The following is a 21,565-nucleotide window of genomic DNA, read 5'->3' as shown; positions in this document are numbered from 1 at the left end:
GCCACAGGGGATTGGTGGATCCATGTGAGTTAGTCATCGGCTATCCCCAGCACAATCCGCCCACTGGAGCACGCCGCCGTGTCATTGCGGTAGGCAAAGTACAGCTTGCCGCGCTCGCGGTCGAAGCGCAGGTGCAGTTGGATTTCATCGCCGGGGCGAACCAGTTGCTGGAATTTCAGCACTTCCATGCCAACGAACCGGGGTGGCAGGTCCAGTAGTTGGCGGCCCAGGCTCAAGGCCCAGTCGACCTGCACCACACCCGGCAATACCGGCGCGGCGGGGAAGTGGCCGCTGAAGTACGCCAGGTCTGGCGGTACGACCAACCGCAGGCTCCACTCCCCATCTGTTTCGACTTGCTCCAGGACTTCGGGAGCTTTGGGGCGTGGCGCCAGCAGCAGTGCCTCGACCTCGGCCTGGGGCAGCTTGCCTTGGGCGTTGAGCGGCAACTGCCGCAGCCAGCGCCAGCGCCGTGGCAGGGCGAGGGGTTCGCAGTGCGCGCTGAGGTGCCGGCGCAGGCCTTCGGTCATGGCGCGTCGACCCTGGTTGCGCAAGGCGTACAGGCCAGCGTCGCTCAGCACCACCAGTGCGCCGAGGGAGGCGCGATTTTCCTGCACCACCCCCAGCCGCGCCTCGCTGACCCAATCGTGGGCCACCAGCGCTTGTTCCAGCATCGGCAGGGAGATGCGTTTTTCCTCGAGCTTGACGATACGGTCCAGGCGTCCGCGCAGTTCGAAGCGCCCATCCTCGGCAATCCGCGCCGCGTCGGCGGTGTGTTCCACATGCCCGGCCGGCAGATAGGGCGAAGCGATCAGCAAGGCGCCGTCGCTGTCCTGACTCAGCTCGACGCCGGCAAAGGGTTGCCACAATTCTTCACCCTGGCGCCAGGCGATCCCCCCGGTTTCCGAGCTGCCGAAAATTTCCGTCGGCCATTGTCCCAGGCGTCGCTGCAAGCTGTGCGCGGCCTCGGAGGGCAAGGCGCCGCCGGAGGAAAACACTCGGCGCACGCTGCTCAGGGCCGGCCAATCGAGGTTGTCGCCCATGCGCTTGAGCAATGCCGGGCTGGCGACCCAGGCGAACGCCGCTTGTTCGCGGCTGGCCCGTTGCAGGTCCTCGGGAAACGCCAGTTGCCGACGCACGAATGGACGCCCGGCGCACAACGGCCACAGCACCCGGAACAGCAACCCGTAGATGTGCTGGGCGGCCACGCTGCCGATCATGCAGGCCGGGCCGAGGTCGGCGCCCCACAGCTGTTCCAGGGCCTGGACTTCGTGACTCAACTGTCGCAGGTTTTTTTCGATGCGCTTGGGTTCGCCGCTGGAACCCGAGGTGCACAGGCTCAGCCAGCAGTGATCGAGGTCCAGTTCGGCGGGGGCCATCGGCGCTTGTTGCAAATCGTCGGGACGGATGTCGCCGGGCTGGTCGGTCAGCCACAGGTCCACGTCCGCCGCCCAGCGCTGGCGGGTCTGCGCTTGCAGGTCGGCGGGCAGCAGGACCCGCACCCCGGCGCGCCAGGCGCCGAGCAGGGCGATGGCCAGGTCGGCGGCATCGTCCAGGTGCACCGCCACATGCCGTACGCCGCGCGCTTGCAGGCCGGCCGCCAGGCACAACGCCGCATTCCGCAGTTGCGAATGATCCAGTGCCGGAGCGACCGTAACGGTGCGTTCCGGCTGAGCCCTGAGCAACATCTGCTCAAGTGTTATCCAATTCATGGGCGGCCTCTTACCCGTTGTCGTATGAGCCATTCAATGGCAAACAGCAGCCCCATCAATCCGTAGGAAATCAGGCCGGTGTACAACATCCACCAACTCAGCGGCGCCCAGAGGGTCAGGGCGGCGGCGAGCAAACCGTTACACAGAAAAAACACACACCAGGCCACCGTGACCTGGCGGGTATACACCACGGCCTTGGCCGGCAGCTGCGGTTCGCGCAGGCGGGCCAGGCGTTCGATCATCGGCGGGCCGTACTTCAGGCTCAGGACAAACATCCCGAACATGAACCCGCTGATCAGCACGGGGTACCAGCGCAGCAGGAGCGGGCTGTCGAACAGCGCGAGCAACACACAAAACCCGATCGCGGTTGCAGCCATCCAGCGACTGCCGGCGCCGCCCTTGCCAAGCAACGCCCGGGCCAGCCACAGGCTCCCCAGCAGCAGCCCGAACTGCCACGGGGCGAAATGCTCCATGCCGAAATACACCGCAAAGGGGTACAGCAGGCCTGCCAGCAGCAGGCCGAGGCCAATCAGCCGGGTCATGCGGCCGGTTGGACCAGTCGATAGACCGCCTCGACCACGTCATTGACGGTGCGCACCGACTTGAATTCTTCAGCGGCGATTTTCTTGCCGGTCTGGCGCTTGATGTGATCGATCAGGTCGACCGCATCGATGCTGTCGATTTCCAGGTCCTGGTACAGGTTCGATTCCAGCGTCACGCGTGAAGGGTCCAGCTCGAAAAGCTCGACCAAGGCATCACGCAGGGTGTTGAAGATGTCGTCGCGAGTTTGCATGGTCCGGTCTCAGGCTTCTTGTTTTGCATTGACGAAGGCCGCAAGGCTCGCCACATTGCTGAAATGATTACGGGTGTCCTTGGCGTCGGCGTCGATCTTGATGCCATATTTTTTCTGGATCGCCAGGCCAAGCTCCAGGGCATCCACCGAGTCCAGGCCCAGGCCTTCGCCGAACAGGGTCTGGTCGTCGCCGATGTCGTCGATGCCGATGTCCTCCAGGCCGAGGGCTTCGATGATCAGCTGTTTGATGTCACGGTGCAGTTCGCTCATCTTCGGCGAGCTCCTTGATGTAGTAGTGATGCAAAAAATCGTTGAGCCTGCGCGAAGCCTGGGGAGGCGGGCCGAGCGCGGCGAACGCCTGTGGGTCTATATCGGCCCCGACGTGAAAACTGAAGTGCACGCGACACCGAGGGATGCGATACCAGGGTTCGGCCTTGGTCAGGGTCGTGGGGTTGACCTTGATCGTGACGGGCGTGAGGATTTTCGCACCCCGCAGGGCAATGGCCGCAGCCCCCCGATGAAAGGCTGGCACCTGGCCTGGCTGGGTGCGTGTGCCTTCGGGAAAGACGATTAGCGCCTGGCCATCCTGTAGCGCGTCGCTGGCAGCATCGAGCATGTCCATGCTGCCGTCATTGCTGATGTATTGGGTCGAACGCAATGGGCCACGGGTAAAGGGATTGTCCCACAGGCTTTGTTTGACCACGCAGTTGGCGTCTGGCACGAGCCCGATCAGGAACACCACGTCGATTAGCGACGGGTGATTGGCAATGATCATCTGCCCGGGGCGCCCGAGCCGTTCGGCACCATCGATCTGGTAGGTGAGCACCCCGGTGCGGGCCATGAACCGGATGAAGAACCAGAACAACCGTCCGACGGTGCGGCGAGCCCTTTGTCGGTGGGCCCTGGCGTCGCCGGGCAACCAGGCCAGCAACGGGAACACCAGCAAACGCAGGCAGAGCCCGCCCAGCCCGAACAGGGCGAAGCTTGCGGCGGTCGCGACCAGGCGCCAGTAATAGGCGTCGCGATGTTTACCGGTCACCGGTTGCGTTGCCAGGTCCATACACGATTCTTCCAGGCATGTTGGCAGGTGGTTTCGTTGTTCAGCAGGGTACGCAACAGCGCCAGGGCATGGGGCCACTCGCTGCCGGGCAGTTGGCCGGCCAGCGCGGACAGGTCCAGTCGCCAGTCATTGCCTGGAGTCAGCAGCAGGCCCACGGCATAGGGGAACGGCACGTCATTGACCCACGGTGCGTAGACTTGCGGCGGTTGTTCCTCGGTGATCACCAGCAACACGGCTGGCGAGCCTTCGTTCAACAACGCAGCGGCCTCCAGCACGCCGTGCTCCAACCCGTCGCCAGTGGCGGCCAGGGCGGTCATTTCGCTGGTTTCGCCGCGCATGATCGACCACAGGCCGATCACCGCGTTATGGACCGACAGGCTGAATTGGGTCGGCGACAAGGGCAGGTCGGCCGCCAGGTCCTTCAGAATCTCGAAAGTGCGCGGGGTTTCACCGTGACGGGAAATAAAGACCAACGGTAGGTCCGGACGGTCCTCGGCCAGTGGCCAGCCGACGCTGAAGGCCATCCGCGCCAGGCGACTGAGACGCCGGCGTTGCATGGCGGGCAGGAACGAGACGTCAGGGGCGGCATCGCTGGCCGGCAATACGACCGGCTGTCGGCTCCATGCCTGCCAATCGTCCACGCTTTCGAGCCCAGGGGCCCATGCGCGCCATTGGGCGATATTGAAATTGATCACAAACTTCACCCCACCCCTGCGGGCTTTTATTGTCACGGTTCAGTGGTTTGACCCGCGTCCAACCCTGCATGGCCTTGCGACCCAAGTGGCGCGCATTATCCCGGTGCGGTTGGCTTGTAGCAAATACTGGTTACATTTTGCCCAGCAAAATGTACGGGTTGGTCCGCTCGATGCCAGGCAAGGACCATTGTCGCGATCTCCGCGAGTTTGTCTGTCGGTTGTTTCTGTCATTGACTGGGCGTAATTGACGTCTGAATCGGTGGAAAAGCCACTAACGCTGTAGTCCTTCTACGCAGAAGGTAGCTAAGCGGTGTCGCGCCCTACTACACTCGGGAATCTTTGATACACGGAGGTTTTGACATGCGGCGTGTGGTGTTCAATCAGAAAGGTGGCGTGGGCAAGTCCAGCATCGCCTGCAATCTGGCGGCAGTCAGCGCCAGCGAAGGCTATCGCACGCTGTTGGTAGACCTGGATGCCCAGGCCAACTCCACTCAATACCTGACTGGCCTGACCGGCGATGACATCCCCATGGGCATCGCCGATTTCTTCAAGCAGACCCTGTCGTCCGGGCCTTTCTCGAAAAAGAACAAGGTGGATATCTACGAAACGCCCTTCGACAACCTGCATGTCATCACCGCCACGGCGGAGCTGACGGACCTGCAGCCCAAGCTCGAGGCCAAGCACAAGATCAACAAGCTGCGCAAATTGCTTGAAGAGTTGGAGGAGGATTACGACCGGATTTACCTGGACACTCCGCCAGCCTTGAATTTCTACGCGGTTTCGGCGCTGATCGCCGCTGATCGGGTGTTGATTCCTTTCGACTGCGACAGTTTTTCCCGTCAGGCCCTGTACGGCCTGCTGGCGGAAATCGAAGAGCTCAAGGACGACCATAACGAAGGCCTGGAAGTCGAAGGCATCGTGGTCAACCAGTTCCAGGCCCGCGCCAGCCTGCCGCAGCAGATTCTCGACGAGCTGATCGCCGAAGGCCTGCCGGTGTTGCCGGTGTACCTCAGCAGTTCGGTGCGCATGCGCGAATCCCACCAGGCCAGCCTGCCGCTGATCCACCTCGACCCGCGACACAAACTGACCCAGCAGTTCATGGAGTTGCATAGTCTGCTGGAAAGCGCCTGAATCTGACCTGTGAAAAACCCATGTGTGGGAGCGAGCTTAGTGGGAGCAAAGCTTGCTCGCGATCCAGGCGCTGCGGTCCTCAAGAGACCGCGGCGTTTTCATCGCGGGCAAGCCTTGCTCCCACAAAGCCCACAGTTATCTCACGGCTTCAAATCCCCTGGCTGCGCAACCAGCTCATCAATTGGGGCAAGGGAAACGCGCCACTCTGGCGCGCCACTTCCCTGCCGTCCTTGAACAGAATCAGGCTGGGAATCGAGCGAATGCCCAACTGCGCCGATAGTTGCTGGTTGGCCTCGCTGTCGAGCTTGGCCAGCCGACATTTGCCCGCCAACTGCGCGGCGGCTTGTTCGAACACGGGCGCGAAGGATTTGCACGGCCCGCACCAATCGGCCCACACATCCACCAGCAACGGCAGGTCACCCTTGATCTGGCTGGCGTAGTCGCCTTGCTTGAGTTCGAACGGCTTGCTCAATAACATCTGGGCCTTACAGCGCCCGCACTTGGGCTGGTCGCCCAGGCGTTCAGCGGGTATGCGATTGAGCCCGTTGCAATGGGGGCAGGGGATCAGCATCAGGTCGGTCTCCAAAAAATCATTGGCACAGATTGAACACTATATAGAAACCACCACAAAACCTGTGGGAGCGGGCTTGCTCGCGAATGCGGTGCGTCAGACACCTGGATGTCGACTGACACACCGTCTTCGCGAGCAAGCCCGCTCCCACAGGGTTATGCCGTTGCCGGTTATTTACCGTTGGTCAGCGTGTTGTAGCTGGTCATCAGGTTGCGGTAGTCCGGGATGTGGTTGGAGAACAGGGTCGCCAAGCCTTCCACGTCGTTGCGCCAGTCGCGGTGCAGTTCACAGGCCAGGCCGAACCAAGTCATCAGTTGGGCTCCGGAGGACGACATGCGGTCCCAGGCCGATTGGCGGGTCAGTTCGTTGAACGTACCGGACGCATCGGTGACCACGAACACTTCGAAACCTTCGGCCAGGGCCGACAGTGCCGGGAAGGCTACGCAGACTTCAGTGACGACGCCGGCGATGATCAGTTGTTTCTTGCCGGTGGCCTTGATCGCCTTGACGAAATCCTCGTTGTCCCAGGCGTTGATCTGGCCAGGACGAGCGATGTACGGCGCATCCGGGAACAGGGTCTTGAGTTCGGGCATCAACGGGCCGTTGGGGCCGGTTTCGAAGCTGGTGGTGAGGATGGTCGGCAGTTGGAAATACTTCGCCAAGTCGGCCAGGGCCAGCACGTTGTTCTTGAAACGGTCCGGGTCGATGTCGCGTACCAGGGACAGCAGGCCTGCTTGATGGTCGACCAGCAGAACAGCAGCGTTATCTTTGTCGAGACGGTTGTAGGAAGTTGTCATGGCGTAGCCCTCATTAAGTTTTGGTTGCCGAAGGTTTCGGCGTGGTTAAGGTTTTTAATGTCGGTGCAGCGATTATTCGGTGACTCATCTGGCCGAAGCGCCGGTTTGAATCCGTGTTGCGTTTCGATGGGTGTAGATTAAAACTGGCACCTTTGAAGCGCTAGACTGCGAAAATCAGCCTTAGCGTTCTATTTGGAGAACGATCATCGAAGACCTCAATACGCTTTACTACTTCACCCAGGTGGTTGAGCACCGTGGGTTCGCCGCCGCCGGCCGAGCCCTGGACATGCCCAAATCCAAGCTGAGCCGGCGCATTGCCCAGTTGGAAGAGCGACTCGGGGTGCGGCTGCTCCATCGCACCAGCCGCCACTGCACATTGACCGAAATCGGCCAGGCCTATTACCAGCGCTGCCTGGCGATGCGGGTCGAAGCCGAGAGCGCGGCGGAAGTGATCGAGCGCAACCGCTCCGAACCCCAGGGTCTGGTGCGCATCAGTTGCCCGACGGCGCTGCTCAACAGCTGGGTCGGGCCGATGCTGACCCGCTACATGCTCAAATACCCGCGGGTGGAGTTGTTCATCGAGAGCACCAACCGCCGGGTGGACCTGATCCATGAAGGGTTCGATATCGCCTTGCGGGTGCGCTTTCCGCCGCTGGAAAACACCGACATGGTCATGAAGGTGTTGAGCAACAGCACCCAATGTCTGGTGGGCAGCCCGGCGTTTATCGAGCGCTTGTCTTCACCGGCCTCCCCGGCGGACCTCAACGGCTTGCCGAGCGTGCATTGGGGCGCGGCGCAGCGGGAATACCAGTGGGAGTTGTTCGGCCCGGACGGCACCCGTGCGCTGATCCGCCATGAACCGCGCATGGTCACCGACGACCTGCTGGCCCTGCGTCATGCCGTGCTGGCAGGCATCGGCATCGCCCACTTGCCCACCGTGGTGGTGCGCGAAGACATCGCGGCCGGGCGGCTGGTGGAACTGGTGCCGGGCTGGACGCCCAAGTGCGGGATCGTCCATGCGATCTTTGCCTCACGCCGCGGGTTGCTGCCGTCGGTGCGTACGCTGATCGATTTTTTGGCCGAAGAATTCAGCCAGAGTGATATGGCGTAGGACGGAGACAGTAATGCCACCGGATTCTCCTTGTGGGAGCGGGCTTGCTCGCGAAGACGGTGTGTCAGTCAACATCTATGTGTCTGATACGCCGCCTTCGCGAGCAAGCCCGCTCCCACAGGAACTCATACTCCAGGCTTTTCCAAGGACATTTATCAAGGGGGCCATTCATCAGGTGCGCCGCACTGAAACGCTGTCACGGCCTCAAAGAGACACCATGTACCTGTTTGCAGACTCAGGAGGTCCCATGAGCCATCCTCAAGACCCAGCCACTCCCCAGGCAGTGGACAACCCCAACGACGACGGCTTCGTGCTCGGCACCGCCGGCCGCGACGAGGACCCCAACGCCGCCCCGTCCTACGCCACCGACCGCCGCCACGACCGGGACGAACTGACCCCTGAAGACGCCCGCGGCATGCCCGGCTATCCCGAGGAAAAACCAGCGGCCAAACCCAAGGAGAAGGGGGTTGAAGAGGCAGAGCCGGGCATCGAGACGCCTGAGCAGGGGAACGATAAGGTTGGGTGAGTAACCTGCGATAAATTGAAGATTGCCATCGCGAGCAAGCTCCCACATGGATGGCTGTGTGACCGCGATATTTGCGACAACACCCCACCCCTGTGGAGCGAGCTTGCTCGCGATGACTCTCGTCCAGACAATCCTCTCGCCGTAAAAGCTGTCATCTTTCTTCCTAGCGTTATCGCAATTTGCGATAAATGCGATTTGTGTTTAACTCGTCCATAGCAAAATGCGATGAGGAAAAGGGATGAGTGCACTGATCGAACAAGTCGCCGCTCATTGGGAGTTTGTGTCTCCCTTGCTGCGTAAGCCCAGGAGCGAAGAGGATTACGACCGGTTGGTCGCAGCGCTCGATGAATTGTTGGAGTTGGTTGGCGAAGAAGAAGCCCATCCGCTGATGAGCCTGGTGGACATTATCGGTGAATGGATCGAGGCCTGGGATCATCAACACCGGCCGATGCCCAAGGCCACTGGCGTTGAGGCGCTTCGTTATCTGATGCGCGAGCATGGGAAGAGCCAGAGCGACTTGCCGGGTGTCGGTACCCAGTCGGTGGTATCGGAGATATTGAGCGGCAAGCGTCAGCTCAATTTAAGGCAGATCCGCTGGCTGGCGGAGCGCTTCGGCGTATCGGTTGAGACCTTTATTTGATGGCTTGGCGCACTAACTGTGGCGAGGGAGCTTGCTCCCGCTCGGCTGCGAAGCAGTCGTCGCTTTTGAGGGCTTGGGGCCGCTGCGCAGCCCAGCGGGAGCAAGCTCCCTCGCCACAGGGGATGCGCTATGTCGACTGGCGGGGTTCGACGTTGTCCAGTGCCCGGTTCGCCAGTAAAACGCTTAGTTCGATCAATTGCTGAATGCCTAGGGCGACTTGCCGCCTGGAGCCTTTCAGGTCGAATGCCAGGTCGCTGACCATGGCGTTGGCCGAGGCCAGGTTTTCGCTGAGGTTGGCGAGCAGGGTTTCGGTGTCGACGCCATTGACGACGGTGAACAGTTGGCTTGGATCGGCCTCGGGTTTGCTGGGTTTTGGGTTGAGGTAGTAGTCGAGGACGCGGTCAGCTGTTTCGTCGAACTCTTTTGAGTTCGGGTTGGCTGGGTCGGTATCTGGCGGGTTGGGGGTTGCTTTGAACATAGATGAAACTCCTTGATGAGTGGAGTCGTCACCCGTCGCTGCTAAACGAAGAGGGTGGCGGCTGTACGCGGGTTAGCAGACCAGGCATCAAGGAACCCGGCGCACCGAAGTGCCCCACGCATAGCCGCCATAATGCTGACAAGTCGATGATGATCGACTGTTCGAATGGCGACGCTGGCGTGCCTTGATGTTGTTCGAGCTGCTAAACCCGATCGCTGATTTTCAGCAACGGGGAAACGATAAAGCCCGAGCCCAAGGCGCACAAGCCGGCGGATTCTGGCGTAGTTGTAGGCAATGGCGCAAGGCGGCGTAGCCTGCTCCTACGTGGTCCTACATCGAAATAAACGCGGTGATTGCAGGGCTCTTGTGGCGAGGGAGCTTGCTCCCGCTCGGCTGCGAAGCAGTCGTCGCTTTTGGGGGCTTGGGGCCGCTGCGCAGCCCAGCGGGAGCAAGCTCCCTTGCCACAGGGTTATGTGTTTGGTGGGAGGTCTGTTTTAGCCAGGGCCTGCGCTACGACGAGCAACTGATCTCCAGGTGCTTGCCCCATTCCGGCGGGCGCTCGGCGTAGCTGTCCATGCCCGGTTGTTCTTCGAATGGGTTGCTCAAGACGGTGTGCAAGCGGCGGACTTCGTCGTAGTCGCCTGATTCGGCGGCGTCGATGGCTTTCTGTGCCAGGTAATTGCGCAGCACGTACAGCGGGTTGACGGCGTGCATGCGGGCGCGGCGTTGGTCTTGATCGACGGGGCCTTCGCGGTTGACGCGGGCGATATAGAGTTCGCCCCAGGCGTCGAAGCCCTTGAGGTCTACGAAGTCGTCGCGCAGGGTGGCGATGGCTTGCTCGGGCGCCTGGTTGCCGAGTCGACGGAAGAACAGGCTGTAGTCGACGCCGCTGTTCTGCATCAGTTGCAGCAGGCGTTCCACCAGTTTCTGGTCATCCTCTTCGGCGACGGTCAAACCGAGTCGGCGGCGCATCAAGTCCAGGTAGTGAGCCTGGTACAGCGGCAAATACAGCCCGAGGGTCTCGCGCAGCGCGTCGACGCTGATGAAGGGCGTCAGGGCCTGGGCCAGGGCGCTGAGGTTCCACTGGCCGATGGGCACCTGGTTGCTGAACGAATAGCGGCCCTGGTCATCGGAGTGGTTGCAGATGAAGTTGGCGTCGAAGTCATCGAGGAAGGCGAACGGCCCGAAGTCGAAGGTGATGCCCAGGATCGACATGTTGTCGGTGTTCATCACGCCATGGCAGAAACCGTAGGCCTGCCATTTGGCAATCAGCTCGGCGTTGCGCTCGACGATTTCGCGGTACATCGCCAGATACGGCTCCGGCTGCTCACGGCACTCGGCAAAATGCAGGCTCAAGACGTGCTCGGCGAGGGCCGCGTGCAGTTCGGGTTTCTTGGTGTAGTAGAAGTATTCGAAATGACCGAAACGCACATGGCTCGGCGCCAGGCGCAGCACCATGGCGGCGCGCTCCTGTTTTTCGCGCCACACCGGGGTGTCCGAGCCGATCACGCACAAGGCGCGGGTGGTGGGGATGCCGAGGGCGTGCAAGGCCTCGGAGGCGAGGAATTCGCGGATCGAGGAGCGCAGCACCGCGCGCCCGTCGCCCATGCGCGAGAACGGCGTCTGGCCGGCGCCCTTGAGGTGCAGGTCCCAGTGCTCGCCGGCCTCGTTGTACACCTCGCCCAGCAGCAACCCGCGGCCATCGCCCAGTTGTGGGTTGTAGTGACCGAATTGATGCCCCGAATACACCATCGCCCGAGGCTCGGTTTCAGCCCAGAGCTTGTGGCCGCCGAAGATCTCGGCGAACAGCGCTGTCTCGGCTTCTGCCGCATCCAGGTCCAGCAACGCCATGGCCGCCGGGCTGGCGACCACCAACCGTGGATTGTCGATGGGCTCGGGCAGCACGTGGGCCGAGAAACCGTCGCCCAGGCGGGCGAAGCGGTTATCGAAGGTCAGCGTTTCCAGCGTTTTCATGGACTTCTCCGGCGGGACGCCCGCAGGCAACCCGCAATCAGTCGAGTGTGCCTTGCGGCGGCTCAGGCACCGGCTTGATGCTGGCGACAGCCGACGGCACGGGCGTGATGGTCTTTTTGTCGGGCTCGGCAGGCACCAGCTTGTATTCCTGGCCTTGCAGGTTCTTCAGATAGATTTCCATCTGCCGGAAGGAGATGTTGATGTGCTCCTTCTTGAATTCCCGATTGATGAATCGGTTGATCTCGTCCAGCACCGGGTTGCGGTCGCCGAGATCGCGCACATGCATGCGCAGCTCATGGTCCAGGGTGCTTTCACCGAAGTTCAGGAAGTACACGATGGGCTCCGGCTCCTTCAATACGCGCGGATTGTCACGTGCAGCCTTGAGCAGCAGTTCGCGCACCCGATCCAGGTCCGAACCATAGTCCACGCCCAGTTTCAGGGTCACGCGGGTCACGGTGTCCGTCAGCGACCAGTTGATCAGTTGCCCGGTGATGAAGGTCTTGTTCGGGACAATGATGTCCTTGCGGTCGAAGTCGGTGATGGTGGTCGCGCGAATGCGGATCTTGCTGACCGTGCCCGACAGGTTGCCGATGGTGATGGTGTCGCCGATGCGCACCGGGCGCTCGAACAGGATCATGATGCCGGAGATGAAGTTGGCGAAGATCTCCTGCATGCCGAAACCCAGGCCTACCGACAGTGCCGCCACCAGCCATTGCAGCTTGTCCCAGCTCACGCCCAGGGTAGAAAGCGTGGTGACGAAACCGACGCCGGCGATGACGTAGGACAACAGCGTGGTGGTCGCGTAAGCGCTGCCTTGGGCTAGGTTGAGCTTTGACAGCACGAACACCTCCAGCAGGCCCGGCAGGTTGCGGGCCAGGGCGAAGGTGATGCCAATGATGATCAACGCGCCGAGCATGTCACCGATGCTGATGGGCACCATGCTCATGTTGACGCCGGTGCCGCTGGTGTACTCGTAGAGCGTGATGTTGTCCAGGTACGAGAACACGCTGATCAAGTCCGACCAAACCCAATACAACGCGGCCATGAAGCCGCCGAGCAGGGCGAGGCGGATCAGGCGCAGGGATTGCTCGTTGACCTTCTCGATATCCAGGGTCGGCTCTTCGACCACCGCTTCGCCGTCGCCGGCTTCCTTGGCCGCCTGGCGCTTGGCCAGGGCGCGCTGGTAGGCCAGGCGCCGTGCCGCGACCGACAGGCCGCGCACGAAGGTGGCTTCGATCACCAGCCAGAACATCAGCAGGTACAAGGTATTGATCAGCCGGTCGCTGAGTTTCAGCGCGGTGTAGTAGTAGCCGAAGCACACCGCCACGAACAGCGCGATCGGCAGTGCGGTGAACAGCACCCCGACAGCCTTGCGGAACAGCGAAGTGTTCTTGTGCGTCGGGCTGCTGAGCAACAGGCGACTGAGCAGCCACGCCATCAGCGCATAGCAGGTCAGCACCACCGGCATGCCGAGCACGTCATCGGCCAAGGTCGAAGGTTGCAACTCGGCCACGGCCACCACGGCCACCAGCGCCAGTACCACCAGCCCGAGCCGGCGAATCCAGCCTTGGAGGAATTCGACTTGGGGTTTCTCCCAGCGGAAATGCAACTCGGCCACACCGCCAGGCGCCAGCACCCGATAGGCGGTGTAGAACACCAGCCAGGCCTGGCCGATCTGCAGCAGCGCCGCGCCGAGGTTGGCGTTCTGGCCGCGGGCGTCGATCTGCAAGGCATAGCCGCAGAGTGTCAGCGCCAGGGCGACCGGCATTGCCAGCAGGATGTTGATCAGGATCGCCTGGGGGGTGTGCCACTGGCTGTCGCGCTTGAAGTGGCCGACATCCTGGTGAACCTTGTTCAAGCGGGCGTAGAGATTCTTGCGCCGCCACAGCAGCACGCCGATCAGCAGCACCAGGGGCAGGAACAGCAAGGGCCGCTGGGTCAGGCCATCGGCCAGTTCACTGAGGCTCGACGCCCAAGGCAGCGAGTCGATCTGTTTCTCCAGGCGCGTCGGCACGGCACGCATCCATTCGAAATCCAGCGGCTTGTTGCTGGGAATCCAGAACATCTGCTCTTCAAGCGTCGCCCGCAGGTTCTGGGCGGTGCTGAGCAGTTGCTTCTGGTTGAGCTGCAAGGTGATGGATTCGTTGAGTACCGCGCTCAACTCCCGGTTCAGGCGCTCCAGTAGATCGACGCGGGTCAGTGCCAGTTCCAGCAAGGTCCTGCGCAGTTGCGGCGTGGCTTGTTCCGAGGGTTGCGAGGCCAGCAGATTGTCGACATAGGCACTGGGGTTGTTCAGCAGCTCACGTTGTTGGCTGACTTCGAACTGGTACAGGCGGATGTCGGCGATCTGGTCGGCCAGGGTCTGGTCCAGCTTCAGACGCGGCAGGGTCTGGCGCTGCTTGTAGAGAATCTTGGAGAGCAGCAGGCTGCCCTTGAGCACGCTGATCTGTTCGTCCAGGGCTGCGTCGGTCTGGGTCACGCTGTCCAGCAATTGCTTGGTCTGCAGGTTCTGCTGGGTGACTTCGTTGAGGCGGTCGGTGCTCTTGAGCAGGTAGTCGGAGAGCTTCAGGTTGGCTGAGCTTTCGGTCGCCAGCAAGCTGCTGCCACCGGCCTTCTGGGCTTCGATGGATTGCTGGGTCACTGTCTCCTGGGACTGGGCCAGGCGCTTCTGGTTGATCAGGTTCTGCAGGTCCTGGATTTCCTGCTCCATGCGGGCGATTTTTTCCATCAGCAGATCGTGCTGGCCGTTGCCCAAGTCCTGCAGTTGGCTGTTGCCGGCCAGTTCCTGGCGGCGCAGCGGGATCAGCGCATTGAGTGCCGCCAACTCGGCGTTGAGCTGGTCGCGCTGCTCGGCGCTGAGGGCCTTGCCGGCATCTCGACCGGCCTTGAGAGTCGCGTTGATCTGCTGGATGCGGGTCTGGCTGGTGGAGATTTCCGCCTGGGCACGCTCGGGGCGGGTCTGGGCGGTGATGACCAGGCTGTTGGCATCGGCCAGGGCTTTTTGCAGGTCGCTCTGCTGGGTGGAGCGATCCGTGAGCATTTGTTCGAGCTGGGGAATCGGCAGGTTGGCATAGCGTTGCGCCACCGGCACCACCGTGGTGCCCTTGAGCCGCGCCAGTTCGCGCTGGTTCTCGATGTTCTGCTTGGGCGCCGTGGCCAGTTGCTGTTTGAGCGCCTGCAGCTTCTGTTCGTAATCCGCCTTGCTGTTGAGCTGGGTCAGCGTGTTCTGCAAGACGGCCTGCAGGGCTTTTTGGTCAGCTTCCGGGAGTTTGCGGTCGCCGATCTTGTCCAGGCTGGCCTGTACCGAGGCACTGGTGGGCGGCTCGGCGGCGTGCACCGTGCAGATGGAAAGACTCAGGCCGAGCAGGGCAATGGCGAAAAAGGAGCGCAGGGTAGGCATAGAGACCGGTCAAGCAAGTGAGAGTGGGAGCAGTTTAGAGGAACAAGCCGGGACCCGGGCGACTTCCTTCGGGGAATCTGACGCCCACTTTGCCGATCTTGTTCCCGTCCATGGCCGCGACGGTCCACAGGGTATTGTTCCAGTCCACTTGGTCGCCGACTACTGGCGCACCGCCCACTTTCTGGGCAATGAAGCGGCCCAGGGTCATGTCTGGATCGATGCCGTCCAGCTTCAACCCGTAGAGTGCGGCAACCGCGGCCAGCTGGGCGTCTCCTTCGAGTACGAAGTCGCCGAAGAAGCGCAAATCCAGGCCTCGTTGCGGTGCCTGGCTGAACAGTTTTCCAAGTGCTGGCAAATCGTGTTCATGGCCGATAACACACAGCAAATCATCGACTTCCAGCACCGTACTACCCGACGGATGGAGCAATTGCTGGCCACGAAACAGGGCCGCGATGCGGGTTCCATCGGGCATTTTCAGGTCCCGCAGGGGCGAACCGATGCACCATTTTTCCTTGCCCAGGCGATAGATGAACAGCTCCCACTCGCTGGTGACGTGCACTTCCAGCGCGGCCCGGGAAATCGGCAGTGGCTCGGGCGGGACGGTCACATGCAACAACTTGGCGACCCACGGCAAGCTCGTGCCCTGCACCAGCAGCGAGACCAGCACGATAAAAAATGCCAGGTTGAAATAGAGCTGCGCCTGGGGCAGGCCGGCCATCAGCGGGAACACGGCCAGGATGATCGGTACCGCGCCGCGCAGCCCGACCCAGGAGATAAATGCTTTTTCACGACCATGGAACGCCTTGAACGGCAGCAGGCCGACCATGACCGACAGCGGGCGGGCAAACAGGATCATCCACAACGCCAGCCCCAGGGCCGGCAAGGCGATCGGCAACAGGTCGTGGGGCGTGACCAGCAGCCCCAGCACCAGGAACATGCCGATTTGCGCCAGCCACGCCATGCCATCGAGCATATGCAGGATGCCATGGCGGCTGCGCACCGGACGGTTGCCCAGCACCAGGCCACACAGGTACACCGCCAGGAAGCCACTGCCGTGCAGGGCGTTGGTCAGGGCGAACACGGCCAGGCCGCCGCTGATGACCAGGATCGGGTAGAGCCCGTTGGCCAGGTTGATGCGGTTGACCATCTGCAGCATCAGCCAGCCACCGCCCAGGCCGATCACGGCGCCAATCCCGAACTCTTGCACCAGATGCCCCAACAGGCTCCAGTGCAGGCCGGTTTCACCGCTGGCCAGCATGCCGATCAAGGTGACGGTGAGGAACACCGCCATGGGGTCGTTGCTGCCGGACTCGATTTCCAGGGTGGCGCTGACCCGTTCGTTCAGGCCTTTGCCGCCCAGCAGCGAGAACACCGCCGCGGCGTCGGTGGAGCCGACGATGGCGCCGATCAGCAGGCCTTGGATCAGGTTGAGGTTGAACAGCCATGCCGCCGCCAGGCCGGTCAGTCCGGTGGTAATCAACACCCCGACCGTCGCCAGCGACAACGCCGGCCACAGCGCCACGCGAAAGCTCGACACCCGCGTGCGCAAGCCGCCATCGAGCAGGATGACCGCCAACGCGAGGTTGCCGACCAGATAGGCCGTGGCGTAGTTATCGAAAAGAATACCGGCGCCGTCGACACCGGCCACCATGCCCACGGCCAGGATGATCACCAGGATCGGGATGCCCAGGCGGGACGAAAGGGAGCTCACCAGGATGCTCGCACCTACCAGCAACGCGCCGATCAAGAACAGGCTGTTGATGGTCGTTGCAGTCAAAGGCGTTACTCCGGAAGAACTGAAGGACGGGCACAGACTGACCATGCAGTCTGCGTGCCAGCGATTCTAACCTGTTGAAATGTGATGCTGTCAAAAAAGGTTTGGGATTGGAGTCTGGGCGCAGCCCTGGTGGTGAGGGAGCTTGCTCCCGCTCGGCTGCGAAGCAGTCGTCGCTTTTAAGGACGGGGCCGCTGCGCGACCCAGCGGGAGCAAGCTCCCTCGCCACAGAAGCTGGATTGTTGATTGCTCACTGTCTGTGAACAATCAACAGCTACGTGGATTAAAGGCTGAACCGCCCAACCATGCTGTTCAGGTCCACGGCCAGGCGCGACAGTTCGGCGCTGGCGGCACTGGTCTGGTTGGCGCCGGTGGCCGATTGCACCGACAGGTCGCGGATGTTCACCAGGTTGCGGTCGACTTCCCGAGCCACCTGGGCCTGTTCTTCGGCGGCACTGGCGATTACCAGGTTGCGTTCGTTGATCTCGACGATGGCGCTGTTGATTGTGTCCAGGGACATGCCGGCACCGCGGGCGATGTTCAGCGTCGATTCGGCGCGTTCGGTGCTGTTGCGCATCGAATCCACGGCCTGTTCGGTGCCGCTCTGGATGCTGCCGATCATGCGTTCGATTTCGCTGGTCGACTGCTGGGTGCGGTGGGCCAGGGCGCGAACTTCGTCGGCAACCACGGCAAAGCCTCGTCCGGCCTCACCGGCGCGAGCGGCTTCGATGGCGGCGTTCAGTGCCAGCAGGTTGGTCTGGTCGGCCAGGCCGCGGATCACATCCAGGACTTTACCGATGTCGCGGGATTCATTGGCCAAGTTACCAATCAGCGAAGCGGTACTTTGTACGTCGGCACTCATGCGCTCGATGGCGCCGACGGTTTCCTGCACCAGGTCGCGACCGTCGCCCGCAGAGGTAGTGGCGTTCCTGGACGCTTCCGACGTGCTGACCGCATTGCGCGCGACTTCTTCCACCGCACTGGTCATCTCGTTGACCGCCGTGGCGGCCTGTTCGATTTCGTTGTTCTGCTGGGTCAGGCCACGGGCGCTTTCGTCGGTGACGCTGTTGAGTTCTTCAGCGGCGGAGGCCAGTTGCGTGGCCGAACCGGAGATCCGCTGCAAGGTGTCGCGTAGTTTGTCCTGCATGGTCGACATCGCACGCAGCAGGCGCCCGGCTTCGTCGCTGCCGTCAACGGTGATCGGCCGGGTCAGGTTGCCCTTGGCAATTTCCTCGGCGGCATCCAATGCGTTGGCGATCGGCTTGGTGATGCTGTTGGTCAGCAGCCAGGCGAACAGCACGGTCAGGCCAGTGGCGATAATCAGCAGGGTAACGACCCAGTTGAACGCGGTGGAATATTGTTGCGCCGCGTTTTTATTGAATGCTTCCGCTTGCTGGTTATTAATGTCTGTCAAGCGAGCCAGCACGGCGTTGACGGCGTCGGAATTGCTCATCAGCTCGGTGTTGAGCAGCGCTTGCAGTTCATTGACCTGATTGTTGCGCGACAGGGTTTTCATCCGCTCTTCGAGCTGGCGGTACTGATTGAGCAACTGAACATACTGGTCATACGCGGCCCGTTCTTCAGGAGCGCTGATGAGTTTTTCATAGGCCGCCTGTGCGGCGCGGACCTGTTGGTTGCGCTGCTCGAACAGATCCAGAGTTTTTTGCTGGGTATCCGCTTCGCGGTTGGTCAGCAGGCGATAGGACAACACGCGCAAACGCAGGGTGAGCTGGGTGAACTCGTTCAGGGCCTTGATACTGGGGACGCTGTTCTGGGCGATGTTGTCGCCAGACACGCGAATCTTATTCATCTGTGTCAGGGCAAACACCCCAAGGGCCAGCATCAGGGCGCCGATCAGGGCAAACCCCAGGAACGCCCGCGGCGCGATGTTCATATTACGTAGGGACATGGAAATTACCGTGAAGAAGCGCGTCCGTGCGGGGCTGTGACTGGTTCTCCTGACTTATCGGTCCAGCGACTGAAGTCTTGAGTGCCATGCGTGCTTTTGTCGCAGCGCAGCCGGCGCCGTGCGACGAAGGGTAGGAACCAGATTCTTGAATCGCAGTCTCTACAGCTCGCGAGCGAAGCACCGCCCCGTGTAAAACGTGGCATCGGCGGTGACTTTTCTTTATCGTACGCGCCCCTTGGAAAAGCCTGGAAATCAATATGTTGGAAGCATCCCTCAGCCAACTGGAGCAACTGGTCAATGACCTGGTGCAACAGAACCTGCACCTCACCGGCCTGAACGAAACCCTGAGCGCTGAACTTGCCAGGGCCAAGGATGAAAACGAAAGCCTGCAACTGAGCCTGATGGAACAGGAAGAGCTGCACGGCGCCACCGCGGCCCGCATCCAGGCCCTGATCGAGCGCGCCAGCGCCGGTCCTGTCAGCGCATGAAGCACGGTGCCGACGGGGTGACGGTCGTCTCGATCCTGGGAGAAGACTATTCAATCAAAGCACCGGCCGGGCAGGAACAGGCCCTGCTGGACGCCGCTTCGATGCTCAAGGCCGCACTGGCCGACACCAAAAGGAAATACCCGACGCTGATCGGTGATCGCCTGCTGGTATTGGCGGCCATGAACCTGTGTTCGCAGCAGATGGAAATGCAGAAGCAGCATCAAGCGGAACTCGACCGTTACCAAGAGCAAGTCAGCGCCACGGTCGAGGTGATTGCCAAGACGATTCAGCAGGCCTGACCCCTATTTGGTCTGATATTGGTGGCGATCCAGTTGTGGGAGCGAGCCTGCTCGCGAGGCGGTGTGTCAGTTGTAACTGATTTGCCTGGTACATTGCTTTCGCGAGCAGGCTCGCTCCCACAGTAGATATTGGTGAACACATAATCTGTATTCACACCTGCCCCTGTGGGAGCGAGCCTGCTCGCGAATGAATTCAGCAGCGCAGCAAAGTCCGGTTCAGAACCACTCATCCCGCATCCCCAGGCACGTATCATCCCGCGCCTCAAGAATCGCCAGCTCATGGTGACACCCCGGCACTTCCCAAGTCAGGAAGTAGCGCGCCGCTTGCAGCTTGCCTTTATAGAAGTCGCTGTCCGCCGCATTCCCCTTGGCCAGGCCTTCCTCGGCACGAATCGCCTGTTCCAGCCAGCGCCAGCCGATCACCATGTGCCCAAACACCTTCAGGTACAGCGCCGAGTTGGCGAGGCTGCCGTTGACCTTGCCCTGGGCCAGGTCCGTCAGCAAACCGAGGGTGACGGTTTGCAGGCGCGCCACCAGCGCTTCCAGCGGCTGGCGCAGCGGCGTCAGCGATGGGTGCGCCTGGGCTCGTTCGGTGGTGTCGGCTACCAGGCGAATCAACTGCTTGAGACCGGCACCGCCGTTCTGCGCCAGCTTGCGTCCCAGCAGGTCCAGGGACTGGATGCCGTGGGTGCCTTCATGGATCGGGTTCAAGCGGTTGTCGCGGTAGTACTGCTCCACCGGGTATTCGCGGGTGTAGCCGTGGCCGCCGAGAATTTGGATCGCCAGCTCGTTGGCCTTCAGGCAGAACTCCGAGGGCCAGGATTTGACGATGGGGGTCAGCAGGTCCAGCAGTTCATGGGCGCGCCGGCGCTCGGCTTCGCTTTCCAGTGTGGTGGTGTCGTCGAACAGCCGGGCCGCGTAAAGGCCCAGGTCAAACGAACCTTCGACGTAAGCCTTCTGGGTCAGCAGCATGCGTCGCACGTCGGCGTGCTGGATGATCGCCACCGGGGCGGTGGTCGGGTCCTTGCTGTCAGGTACGCGGCCCTGCGGGCGTTCACGAGCGTATTCCAGCGAATACAGGTAACCGGCGTAACCGAGCATCACCGCGCCCATGCCGACGCCGATCCGCGCCTCGTTCATCATCTGGAACATGTAGCTCAGGCCGTGGTGCGGTTTGCCTACGAGGTAACCGACACATTCGCCGTTGTCGCCGAAGTTCAGCGCCGTCGAGGTGGTGCCGCGCCAGCCCATCTTGTGGAACAGCCCGGCCAGCAGCACGTCGTTACGCGGGCCGAGGCTGCCGTCGTCATTGACCAGGAACTTGGGCACGATAAACAGCGAAATGCCTTTCACGCCCGGCGGTGCGTCCGGCAATTTCGCCAAGACCATGTGGACGATGTTTTCCGACAACGGATGGTCGCCGCCAGAGATAAAAATCTTGTTGCCCTTGAGCCGATAAGTGCCGTCGGAGGCCGGCTCTGCGCGGGTACGAATATCCGACAGCGATGACCCCGCGTGAGGCTCGGTCAGGGCCATGGTGCCGAAGAAACGGCCGTCGATCATCGGTTGCAGGAAGCGCTGCTTTTGCTCGTCGCTGCCAAAGCTTTCGATCAGGTTCGCCGCACCCATGGTCAGGAACGGGTAGGACGTCGAAGCGGCGTTGGCCGACTGGAAATGTGCGAAGCAAGCCTGGGAAAGCAATGTTGGCAGTTGCATGCCACCGGCGTCGAAACTGCGCGCGGCATTGAGAAAACCTGCCTCGAGGAAGGCATCCACCGCCGGCTTCACCTCGGGAATCAGGATCGCCTCGCCGTTTTCGTAGCGTGGTTCGTTTTCATCGTTCTTGCGGTTGTGCGGCGCGAAAAATTTCTCGGCGATGCTGCGCGCCGTGCCGAGAGCTGCGTCGAAGGTTTCGCGATTGTGCTCGGCAAACCGCTCGCGCTGGGTCAGGCCCTCGGCATCAAGGACTTCGTACAGCTCGAAAGCCAGATTGCGGGAACTGAGCAGCGTCTCGGACATGGCGGCCTACCTTTTTTTAGAATGGGCCGAGTCTAGGCGTGGGGATGGAGGCTGAACAGGATGATTGATTTGGGTGATGGAGGAGCGAGGGTGACGCTAATCAAAAAAGTGTGGGAGCTGCTTATGGCAGCAAAGCTTTATGAGAGCAAAGCTTGTGGGAGCAAGGCTTGCCCGCGATGAAAGCGCCGCGG

20 protein-coding genes are annotated in these 21,565 nt (G+C 61.6%); 6 read left to right on the top strand and 14 right to left on the bottom strand.

The window, feature by feature from the left end; translation table 11 throughout:
* Window positions 1–29: 29 nt before the first annotated feature.
* From J3361_RS04710 to J3361_RS04685, 6 genes are read right to left on the bottom strand one after another with little or no spacing between them, the layout of a single operon-like run.
* Window positions 30–1,709 (bottom strand): AMP-binding protein, encoded by a 1,680-nt coding sequence (locus J3361_RS04710; RefSeq protein ID WP_207962892.1) that lies wholly within the window; start codon window positions 1,707–1,709, stop codon window positions 30–32.
* Entirely contained in the window at window positions 1,706–2,251 is a 546-nt protein-coding gene (locus J3361_RS04705) for a hypothetical protein (protein ID WP_207962891.1), read from the bottom strand. Before J3361_RS04705 ends, J3361_RS04710 begins: the two co-directional genes overlap by 4 nt.
* The gene (locus J3361_RS04700) at window positions 2,248–2,502 is read right to left on the bottom strand and encodes an acyl carrier protein (RefSeq protein WP_053117743.1); all 255 of its coding nucleotides are present in this window, start codon (window positions 2,500–2,502) and stop codon (window positions 2,248–2,250) included. The genes J3361_RS04705 and J3361_RS04700 overlap by 4 nt, the downstream gene beginning before the upstream one ends.
* Before the next feature lie 9 nt (window positions 2,503–2,511).
* Window positions 2,512–2,772, bottom strand: coding sequence for a phosphopantetheine-binding protein (locus J3361_RS04695; RefSeq protein ID WP_207962890.1), 261 nt, complete (start codon window positions 2,770–2,772; stop codon window positions 2,512–2,514).
* Window positions 2,753–3,562, bottom strand: coding sequence for a lysophospholipid acyltransferase family protein (locus J3361_RS04690; protein WP_207962889.1), 810 nt, complete (start codon window positions 3,560–3,562; stop codon window positions 2,753–2,755). Before J3361_RS04690 ends, J3361_RS04695 begins: the two co-directional genes overlap by 20 nt.
* Window positions 3,538–4,257: a beta-ketoacyl synthase chain length factor gene (locus tag J3361_RS04685; protein WP_207962887.1), complete on the bottom strand. Its 720-nt coding sequence runs from the start codon at window positions 4,255–4,257 to the stop codon at window positions 3,538–3,540. The genes J3361_RS04690 and J3361_RS04685 overlap by 25 nt, the downstream gene beginning before the upstream one ends.
* A gap of 360 nt (window positions 4,258–4,617) precedes the next feature.
* On the opposite strand from J3361_RS04685, the gene J3361_RS04680 reads away from it, so the two are divergent.
* Window positions 4,618–5,388: a ParA family protein gene (locus J3361_RS04680; protein ID WP_014336219.1), complete on the top strand. Its 771-nt coding sequence runs from the start codon at window positions 4,618–4,620 to the stop codon at window positions 5,386–5,388.
* A gap of 148 nt (window positions 5,389–5,536) precedes the next feature.
* On the opposite strand, the gene trxC is transcribed toward J3361_RS04680, so the two are convergent.
* Both trxC and ycaC read right to left on the bottom strand, forming a co-directional pair.
* Entirely contained in the window at window positions 5,537–5,959 is a 423-nt protein-coding gene (trxC, locus tag J3361_RS04675; protein ID WP_207962885.1) for a thioredoxin TrxC, read from the bottom strand.
* A 170-nt stretch (window positions 5,960–6,129) separates the two neighbouring features.
* Window positions 6,130–6,756, bottom strand: coding sequence for an isochorismate family cysteine hydrolase YcaC (ycaC, locus tag J3361_RS04670; protein ID WP_030140945.1), 627 nt, complete (start codon window positions 6,754–6,756; stop codon window positions 6,130–6,132).
* A gap of 205 nt (window positions 6,757–6,961) precedes the next feature.
* Between ycaC and J3361_RS04665 the strand changes: the two genes are divergently transcribed.
* The 3 genes from J3361_RS04665 (at window position 6,962) to J3361_RS04655 (ending at window position 9,033) form a co-directional block, all read left to right on the top strand.
* The gene (locus J3361_RS04665) at window positions 6,962–7,867 is read left to right on the top strand and encodes a LysR family transcriptional regulator (protein WP_207963174.1); all 906 of its coding nucleotides are present in this window, start codon (window positions 6,962–6,964) and stop codon (window positions 7,865–7,867) included.
* Between the two features lie 247 nt (window positions 7,868–8,114).
* Window positions 8,115–8,393: a hypothetical protein gene (locus tag J3361_RS04660; RefSeq protein ID WP_134922565.1), complete on the top strand. Its 279-nt coding sequence runs from the start codon at window positions 8,115–8,117 to the stop codon at window positions 8,391–8,393.
* A gap of 238 nt (window positions 8,394–8,631) precedes the next feature.
* On the top strand, window positions 8,632–9,033 hold the full coding sequence (locus tag J3361_RS04655) for a transcriptional regulator (RefSeq protein WP_186706037.1): 402 nt from the start codon (window positions 8,632–8,634) through the stop codon (window positions 9,031–9,033).
* 127 nt (window positions 9,034–9,160) lie between these two features.
* Here J3361_RS04655 and J3361_RS04650 read toward each other — a convergent pair whose 3' ends face one another.
* The 5 genes from J3361_RS04650 to J3361_RS04630 form a co-directional block, all read right to left on the bottom strand.
* Window positions 9,161–9,511 (bottom strand): DUF6124 family protein, encoded by a 351-nt coding sequence (locus J3361_RS04650; RefSeq protein WP_186706036.1) that lies wholly within the window; start codon window positions 9,509–9,511, stop codon window positions 9,161–9,163.
* Window positions 9,512–10,021: 510 nt separating this feature from the next.
* Entirely contained in the window at window positions 10,022–11,485 is a 1,464-nt protein-coding gene (gene selO / locus J3361_RS04645; RefSeq protein WP_207962883.1) for a protein adenylyltransferase SelO, read from the bottom strand.
* Between the two features lie 37 nt (window positions 11,486–11,522).
* A complete protein-coding gene (gene mscK, locus J3361_RS04640) occupies window positions 11,523–14,885 on the bottom strand; it encodes a mechanosensitive channel MscK (RefSeq protein WP_207962881.1) in 3,363 nt (1,120 codons plus the stop codon).
* Between the two features lie 34 nt (window positions 14,886–14,919).
* On the bottom strand, window positions 14,920–16,662 hold the full coding sequence (locus tag J3361_RS04635) for a potassium/proton antiporter (RefSeq protein ID WP_207962879.1): 1,743 nt from the start codon (window positions 16,660–16,662) through the stop codon (window positions 14,920–14,922).
* 280 nt (window positions 16,663–16,942) lie between these two features.
* Window positions 16,943–18,568: a methyl-accepting chemotaxis protein gene (locus tag J3361_RS04630; RefSeq protein ID WP_207962877.1), complete on the bottom strand. Its 1,626-nt coding sequence runs from the start codon at window positions 18,566–18,568 to the stop codon at window positions 16,943–16,945.
* Between the two features lie 257 nt (window positions 18,569–18,825).
* Here J3361_RS04630 and J3361_RS04625 point away from each other — a divergent pair, with 257 nt between their 5' ends.
* Together J3361_RS04625 and J3361_RS04620 are read left to right on the top strand one after the other, a co-directional pair.
* A complete protein-coding gene (locus J3361_RS04625) occupies window positions 18,826–19,056 on the top strand; it encodes a hypothetical protein (protein WP_207962875.1) in 231 nt (76 codons plus the stop codon).
* Window positions 19,053–19,355, top strand: a complete 303-nt coding sequence (locus J3361_RS04620) for a cell division protein ZapA (RefSeq protein ID WP_092395632.1) — start codon at window positions 19,053–19,055, stop codon at window positions 19,353–19,355. The genes J3361_RS04625 and J3361_RS04620 overlap by 4 nt, the downstream gene beginning before the upstream one ends.
* A 216-nt stretch (window positions 19,356–19,571) precedes the next feature.
* On the opposite strand, the gene J3361_RS04615 is transcribed toward J3361_RS04620, so the two are convergent.
* Complete coding sequence (locus J3361_RS04615) at window positions 19,572–21,374, bottom strand: acyl-CoA dehydrogenase (RefSeq protein ID WP_207962873.1); 1,803 nt, start codon at window positions 21,372–21,374, stop codon at window positions 19,572–19,574.
* Between the last annotated feature and the right edge of the window lie 191 nt (window positions 21,375–21,565).

Source organism: Pseudomonas sp. OA65, from assembly GCF_017498305.1.
Taxonomy (GTDB): domain Bacteria; phylum Pseudomonadota; class Gammaproteobacteria; order Pseudomonadales; family Pseudomonadaceae; genus Aquipseudomonas; species Aquipseudomonas zanjanensis.
Note: the sequence above shows the minus strand (reverse complement) of the source record. Positions and strands in the feature narration are given on the sequence as shown.